This is a genomic window from Williamsia sp. (assembly GCF_036566845.1).
GTDB lineage: Bacteria > Actinomycetota > Actinomycetes > Mycobacteriales > Mycobacteriaceae > Williamsia.
Genome location: NZ_DATCVM010000212.1, coordinates 1 through 7690, shown reverse-complemented (window position 1 = coordinate 7690; position 7690 = coordinate 1). Strand labels below are relative to the sequence as shown.

Genomic DNA, 7690 nt, shown 5'->3' with positions numbered 1-7690 from the left:
TGCGCTCGGTCGGCGCATTAGTGAAAAAGTCGAAGATCAACTGCAAGACGACACCTCGGCGCGGTTCAGGCCATCAAGGATGTGGAACCTACCCACGCAGCTGCATTGCCTATTGCCGATAAGCCACATTATGTCAAGTTGGAGGGGCATCGTAATGCCCTGCCTACCAATGCTTTCGTCGATGCTTGTCCGTTCCAGGTTTAGTTGGCGGTTTTCCAAATGATCGTGACGAGTTTCGGCGTGTCGCCTGGTGTCCGGAAATGGGTGGCATATCTTTTCATTTGGTGTTAAGTCGAGATTCGGTCGGGATCGTGTGGAGGCTTTGCTGTGGGTTCGGCGCTGAACGAGTCGCTGCCGGTCAATTCGAGCGACCGGACTCGGGTGTTGCTGCGGTTGGACGGCGTTATCCGCAATGACGACGTCTCGCCCGATTTGGTCTTGCTCGCTGTGGAGCGGGCTGTTCCGATCCGGCGGTTCTTCGCGTGGCCGGGTAAGCGGAACTATGAGGGCGTGTGGTGGTCGAGCACGGTGCGCGCGCATGTGCCGTTCGAGTCGCTGCTGGAGCGGCAGTATCTGATGTGGGCGGACTTCGAGCCGGAAATCGTCGCGGTCGCTGCTCAGCCCCTGGCGTTGCTGTGGCCGCGCGGGACGGCCGGTCACAAGAACCATGTCCCCGACTTTTTCGTCCGTTTGAGCAACGGCGACGGCCGGTTGGTCGATGTCCGTCACCCCGACCGCGTCGATGACGCAGCCGCCCAGTTCGATCTGACGCGCCGTGTCTGCGCCGAAGTTGGTTGGCAGTACGCGGTTTTCACTGGGCTGGATCCAGTTGCCGAGCAGAATGTGCGGTGGCTGGCCGGGTATCGTCAGGATCGATGCGCACCGACCGATGGCGCATTCGGCGCGATCACCAGTTGCTTCTCACCTCCGCTGCCGTTGGGTCTAGGCGCGCATCGCGTCGCCAGGTCGACGGGTTTGTCGAAGGACCTGGTGTTGGCTAACGTGCTGCACTTGTTGTGGCGGCGCCAGTTATCGGCGAACCTGAGTGCCGTATTGACGCTGGATACCGAGGTGTCGGCGTGAGATCGGTTCGGCTGTTCGACTGTCTGCAGTACGACGGCAACAGCTGGCAGGTCGTCGCGCAGGACGGCGCGACGCTGGCTTTGAAGAACCTGGCGACCGGCCGGATCCGCAAGGTCGCGGTTGCCGAGTTGCTTGGTGACGACAGCTACCTCCCCGATTCGCCGGATGGGCTGCCGAACCTTGATGCCGCTGCCGTCCTCGAAACGTTGGATCCCGAGACCAGGCGGCGTGCGGAGTTCCTGCACCACCATGTCGTCGAGATCCTGGCCGGCGTGCCGCCCGTACCTGACGGTGGTGAGGTCGAACCCCGTCCCGAGTATCATCCGGGCAATTTGCTGGGCGATCGGATCGAAGCCAAGATCGCCGAATTGCGCGCCGCGGGAACGCCGATATCGGCGCGGACGTTACAGCGGCATCTGGCCGCGTACCGCCGTGACGGGATCGCTGGCCTCGTGGATGGACGCAAGACCAGAGGGTCCTCCCCGACCGGCCGCCTGGACCCACGTTTGGTGTCGCTGCTGGAGGCCGCGATCGACCGCCAGACCAACCTGTCGACCGGTACCAAGTCACGGGTTATAGCCCAGGTGAAACGCGAGGCGCAGCAACTTGGCGTGCCGATCCCGGGCCGTTCCACGCTGTATGAAGCGTTGGGCAATCTGCACCGTTCTAAGCACCCGTTCGGCAACGCCACCACCCGCCGAAGCCAAGCGAATCGACCGGACCGTGCCTGGGGTGGCCAAACCCCTTCCCGGCCAGGCGAACTCGTCGAGATCGACAGCACCCCTCTGGATCTGATGGTGGTCTTCCCCGACGGCTCAGCTGGGCGCGTCGACCTGACTGCGGCGTTAGACATCGCCACCCGAACACCATGTGCGGCGATCTTGCGGCCGGTCGCGACCAAGGCGGTGGACGCCGCGGTGCTGCTTGCGCGGTCCCTGACTCCCCTACCGATGCAGCCCGGCTGGCACGCCTCGGTGGGTTTCTCCCGCTCGATTCTGCCGGCCGGGCTGATACCCGGCGGCGACGAGCTACGCGAAGGCGTCACGGCCAAGCCGGTGATCGTGCCCGAATCGATCACCGTCGACCGCGGCAAGGTTTATATCGGGTCGACTTTCATGAATGCTTGCGAGCGGCTGCAGATCAGCGTCACCAAGGCGGCACCGCGCACCCCGACCGACAAGCCGCACATCGAGCGCGTGTTCGCCGCGATCAACTCCGGGTTCACCCAGTACCTGGCCGGCTACGCTGGACCCAATGTGGTGCGGCGCGGCAAATCCCCCGAGCAGGAGGCATTTTGGACACTCGCCGAGGTGCAGAACCTGCTCGACTTGTGGATCGTCGCGGTGTGGCAGAACAAGCCGCATCCGGGGCTGCGCCATCCCGCGATGCCCAAGAAGGATCTGACCCCCAACGAGGCCTATGCGGCGCTGGCCGGCGTCGCCCCCACCACGCACGTAGCGCTGGGCCGTGACGACTACATCGGGTTGCTGCCGGTGGCGTGGCGCAGCATCCAGCCCTATGGGATCAACTTTGAGGGACTGCACTACGACAGCCCCGATCTGCACCCGTTGCGTGGCTTGAGCAGCGGACTACCAGAACCCGCGCGTGGACGTTGGGAAATCCGATATGACCCCTACCGGCTGCAGTCGGTTTTTCTCCGGGATCACCGACAGGGCAGGTGGATTGAGGCCGAATGGACACTGTCCAGACGGGCGCTGGCACCGTTCTCACTGGATGTGCTGCGCGCGGCCCGCAAGGCCGTCGACCGCCGCGACGAGACCGCGCCCGCCGTCGACGTGCTCGCCGAAATCAACCGCATCCAAACCAACGGCGCGAACACGGCACGAGAACGCAAGGCCGCCAAGCGTGACAGCGTGAACACCCCGGTCGTGCCTCGATTAGCCGTCGTCGCTGACACCGCCGAGGACCTCGATGAGGTCGACACCGATCCACCGAGCACCACTTCCAAGCCGCGACAGCGTCGAGCCGCCAGACGCATCGACATCGACGAGGAGCAATAACCGCCGATGGCCGTCCCGGATTCATTGACCTCCTGGCGAGAGTTCGTCGACCGGCAGCCCGTCGAACCTCGGCGCATGACGGTGAAGCAGATCAGCGGCCTCTCCCCCGACGAGAAGGCCGCCTACGACCACGAACGGTTCGCGTGGTTAGCCGCCGACGTGGTACTCGAAACACATGACACCGTGGCTCTGACGCGCCAGACCAGGATCATCATGGCCCGAAATATGGCCAAGACCGCGACCGCCCGCCGCGGCTTGGCGATGTCGGGATCGTCCGGGCTTGGGAAATCAACCGCGGCGCTGCTGATCGGCAAACGCCACGAGAAGGCGATGCGCAAGAAGACCGGGCGGCACGATGACAACAGCTATGCTCCGGTCGTGTACGCGGTGGTCCCGCCCGGCACCACCCCGAAGATGATGATGCTCGCCTTCGCCAACTTCCTGGGCCTGATAAGCCCGAATCGGGCCACCGCCCAGGATCTGACGGAACGGATCGTCGGCATCATGCGCCACCTCGGGGTGTCGCTGGTCATCTGCGACGAGATCCATAACCTGCGTACCAACCATCAGGCAGGCAGCGAAGCCGCATCAGCCCTGAAAGTGTTCTCGGAACGGCTTGACGCGACCTTTCTCTACGCCGGAATCGACCTGCTGCAAAGCGATCTACTGTCCGGCCACATAGGCCGCCAGATCAAGGGCCGTATCACCATTCACGAGATGCGCCCCTACAGTAACGGGACCCGCGCACAGCGCGATGCGTGGGAAGAACTCATCCTGGGCATCGAAACCCTGCTGCCCCTCGGCCGCCACACCGAGGGGTCGCTGGCCTCGCTGACCAGCTACCTCTACGACCGAACCGGCGGCGCGATCGGATCGCTGCGTGCGCTGCTCAGCGACGCCGCCATTGCCGCGATCCTCGACGGCGCGGAAACGGTCGACCGCAAGCTGCTGGACACGATTCCGACCGATCACGCAGCCGAGGAGTTCCGTACCCGCACACCGGTCAAGCAGGATGGGGCGCCAACACCGCTGCGCAGGGCCGAATGAGGCTGCAGCCGTTGCCTGTCCCCACCCGCGTCTACGGCGGTGAGGGCATCGTTTCCTACAGTCACCGTCACGCGGCACGCAATCACAGCCCACCCGGCGAGGTCGAAACCGGCCTGCGTGAGCGTGGCATTCGTGTGCGCAAGGCGCATTCTGCAGCCGAACGCGTGGACGTCTGGCGACAACTCGGCAACCTGCACACCAGCGCATTCACGGCGCCCACCAAGATCGACGGCGATCCGGTCACCGACCGGCGCTTGTGCCTGCAGTGCACCCAGGGCAACCCAGCCATTGGACGGCTCCCCCGCGTGGGCCTTGTCTGTCTGCGGCACAAGCGCTGGCTCGCTAGCTCACCGCAGGTCGACCTGTGCGCCTTTGTTGCCGCGCTTACTGCCGAACGACACTTCAGAAACCACCTCGCCGCCCGCGGGGTCTTGTTTGACTCCTTCGCAATGGAACTCGCCAGGGCGTGCGCTAACCCGGTCTTCGTCGGCGTCGAGGAAATCGAGCGACGCCGGCAACAAAGCGATATCGAGACCGTCGACGCGCTGATCTACCCAGAACAGATCAAATTCGCCCGGATGCTTACCAGCCCCACGTTTCTCGAGTACGTCACCAACCCAGCGCACCTAGCCGACGACCGCCGCGCTCGAATCACGCGGGAAGTTACGAAGATCCTTCCTGCATGGGACGATTCGGAGTCCTGGCGGGTTACGGAACGGATCTGGGATGTCGCACGACGACTCACCCAGTTGCGACGCGAGTCCCTCCTGTGGGGTGCACCGGCCCGCGATGCCTACTACAACCTGCTCCGGTTCATCGGCCTACCCGACTTCGTGATCGGCGACGACTGGGACGACTACGGAACCACACCGTCCACTTGCAGGGGCACTCACCACGCCGTCGCCGGGAACGGCGCGTCCCCGTGAGCGGTTGGCCTCCGCGGGCGCTAGTCGGATGGTATGTCCGCGCAATGGGGTGTGGTGGGCAACCCGTTGAAACGGTCGGTGATCCAGCCCATTGCGCGTTCGCCATCGACGAAGTACGGCAGCAGGTGGTTGATCGCGAGTTTGTTCAGGAACGGCGGTTGGCGGTTGGTCCAGAACTCGACGTCGGCGCCCTGGGCGCACCAGTCCAGTGCGAGTTGACGCGACCCTCCCCACGGGAAGAACGGGTCGAATCGGTTGGTGCTGATGAACACCGGTATCGCGGGCTTCGTTGTCCCGAGGCGTTGAGCGTTCAGAACGGTTCTGACGGCCTCTGAGCTGAACACCTCGGCGGGATCGACGTTGAAGTATTCGTTGAGGTGATGGAAGCTAAACGTCAGAACCCCTTCGACCACGCACATGGTCGATGAGCGGGTCAGTAGATCCTTGCCCTGATCGGAGAGGGCGGGCAGGAGCAGCGGAGCGGCCTGCGGGTATGCGGCTGCGATCCCGTTGAGCGCGTACCCGAGCGCGACGAGGAAGAGGCTGCCGTCGAGGAACGGCGGCAGCAGGGTCAGATCGGCCGGTGGCGCCCCGATCCAGGCGCCGACCAGGTGCAGGTCCGGCGCGTAGCTGGGCGCTAGTTCGGCCGCCGAACCGGAGGCCTGTCCGCCCGAGGACCATCCCCACAGTGCGACCGGCCCGTGCGGATCCAGCGAGGTGCCGGGCAGTGTCATCGCCGCGCGCGCGGCGTCGAGAAGGGCGGTGCCGGCGGCTTGTCGCATCAGGATCGGGACCGGGCCGGGGGTGCCCAGTCCGACGCCGTCGGTGACCACGACGGCGAATCCGCGCGCCACCATGGTGGCGATGAAGGTTTCCTCGTAGCCGAAGTGCAGGTCCAGGCCTGAGGAGAAGTGGATGCCCTGGTTGAACATCCGCGATGGGGCGCATTGATCACCCAGCCCGTACGGGCCGGTCGCGTAGGCGATCAGTGGCCGCGGTCCTTGGCCGGGCCAGGGGTTGTGCGGTTCGAAGTAGGTGCCCGTGACCGCGACCGGGTTGCCGCTGTTGTCGGTGCTGCGGTACATGATCCGGGTGCCGTCGGCCACGTAGGCGCCCAACTGGCCCGACGGTTCCAACACCAGTGGCGAAGCCTCGAATCGGATCAGGTCGCCGGGCTTTCCGGCGGGCAGCGGGTCCGGTGGGGTGTAGAACTCCGCGTATCGGGACTCGTTGGATCCCCAGCAGTTGGGGTCGGGCTGGGGGCACTGCTGCTCGAACTGCGCCGGATCGGCGGTCGCCCGCGGCGTGTGGTTCATCGAGGGAACAATCACCAGCATCACCAGCATCGCTGCCAGCGCCATCGCGACACGGCGCAGCCAGCACCGCCGGTCAGCCGCGACGTGTGACCGGAATCCGGGATTGGATTCGCCGGCCTTTGCCGCCGAGGGATCTGCAGGATCGCGGCGAGTCGTGGTCATGGGCATTGTCTGGTGATCCCTTCGTGAGCTGTGTGAATCCGCGCGACTTGACGGCATTTGGGTCACTTCGCACCCGGGCGTCGCGTCGTCCTGGACGCGGGCGCAGGTGGGTTGCCGCGGTCAGCCCATACTGCTTCCGCCGTTGACGCTGAGCACTTGTCCGGTGATGAAACTGGCCTCCTCAGAGGCCAGGAACAGCACCGCGGCCGCGACTTCGTCGACGGTGGCGGGTCGTCGCATCGGGATGAGGCTGACCGCGATGTCGGTGATCGACCGGAATTCCTCGGGCAGGGCGCCATCGGCCAGGCCGGCTTGGATCTCGGGTGTCAGAACATAGGACGGGGCCACCGTGTTGAAGGTGACGCCGCTGGCGGCGTATTCGCGGGCTAGACCGACAGCGAACGCGTGCACGCCGCCTTTGGCGGCGTTGTATATCGCGTGTCCGTTCAGCCCGTTGCGCACGGATTCGGCGCCGATGTTGACCACGCGGCCGTACCCGGCGGCGAGCATCGGGGCAAGTACGGCCAGCGTGGAGTTGAGCGTGGTCCACAGGTTGTTGTCGATGGTGCGTCGAATGGTTTGCTCGGTGTGGTTAGCGGTTGCGGTGATCACACCGCCGCCGGCGTTGTTGACGAGGATGTCGATTCCACCCAGTTCGTCCAGCGCCGCGGCGACGAGCCGTTCACCGGCCCCGGAATGGCTCAGGTCCTCGACGTGTGCGGCCACGCCCCGCCTGGCGTCAGCCGACAGTCGCGTCGTCGCGTCTTTCATCGCCGCCTCGTCGGGTCCGGCGAGCAGCACCGCGGCCCCTTCGGCGAGGAATCGACGGGCCACCCCGAATCCGATCCCGGTCGCTCCCCCGGTGATCACGGCGCGGCGCCCGGCGAGCCGACCGCCGCTCACAGGATGATGCTCACGGCGCCGGTGGGCCGCAGCACCGTCATGTCCATCACCGCGCGTTTGTAGCAGATCCGCAGGTTGCCGTCGGTGCGACGCAGCCGGTAGTCATAACGCCCGACATAGTGGTCGTCGCGGCCGTTGCGGAAGCGCCACACGGTGAAATAGGCGCTGACAGCAATCTCCTCGCCGGACTGATCGAGGATGCGGACGTTGCTGACTTGATGGCGGGTGCTGG

Annotated in this window: 7 protein-coding genes; 4 read left to right on the top strand and 3 right to left on the bottom strand. The window is 65.2% G+C overall.

What is annotated here, in order from left to right; translation table 11 throughout:
- The first annotated feature begins 327 nt into the window (after positions 1–327).
- The 4 genes from VIQ49_RS20575 (at position 328) to VIQ49_RS20560 (ending at position 5077) form a co-directional block, all read left to right on the top strand.
- A complete protein-coding gene (locus tag VIQ49_RS20575; RefSeq protein WP_331888102.1) occupies positions 328–1083 on the top strand; it encodes a TnsA-like heteromeric transposase endonuclease subunit in 756 nt (251 codons plus the stop codon).
- Between the two features lie 128 nt (positions 1084–1211).
- Entirely contained in the window at positions 1212–3104 is a 1893-nt protein-coding gene (locus tag VIQ49_RS20570) for a Mu transposase C-terminal domain-containing protein (RefSeq protein ID WP_331888100.1), read from the top strand.
- Positions 3105–3179: 75 nt separating this feature from the next.
- Entirely contained in the window at positions 3180–4151 is a 972-nt protein-coding gene (locus VIQ49_RS20565; RefSeq protein WP_331888098.1) for an ATP-binding protein, read from the top strand.
- Positions 4152–4162: 11 nt separating this feature from the next.
- Positions 4163–5077 (top strand): hypothetical protein, encoded by a 915-nt coding sequence (locus VIQ49_RS20560; protein ID WP_331888096.1) that lies wholly within the window; start codon positions 4163–4165, stop codon positions 5075–5077.
- Between the two features lie 20 nt (positions 5078–5097).
- Here VIQ49_RS20560 and VIQ49_RS20555 read toward each other — a convergent pair whose 3' ends face one another.
- The 3 genes from VIQ49_RS20555 to VIQ49_RS20545 all read right to left on the bottom strand — a co-directional run.
- On the bottom strand, positions 5098–6438 hold the full coding sequence (locus VIQ49_RS20555) for a lipase family protein (RefSeq protein WP_414731675.1): 1341 nt from the start codon (positions 6436–6438) through the stop codon (positions 5098–5100).
- A 237-nt stretch (positions 6439–6675) separates the two neighbouring features.
- Positions 6676–7458, bottom strand: a complete 783-nt coding sequence (locus VIQ49_RS20550) for an SDR family NAD(P)-dependent oxidoreductase (RefSeq protein ID WP_331888092.1) — start codon at positions 7456–7458, stop codon at positions 6676–6678.
- The coding region (locus VIQ49_RS20545) for an aromatic-ring-hydroxylating dioxygenase subunit beta (protein ID WP_331888090.1) at positions 7455–7690 on the bottom strand (236 nt) is incomplete at its 5' end. The genes VIQ49_RS20545 and VIQ49_RS20550, both read right to left, overlap by 4 nt.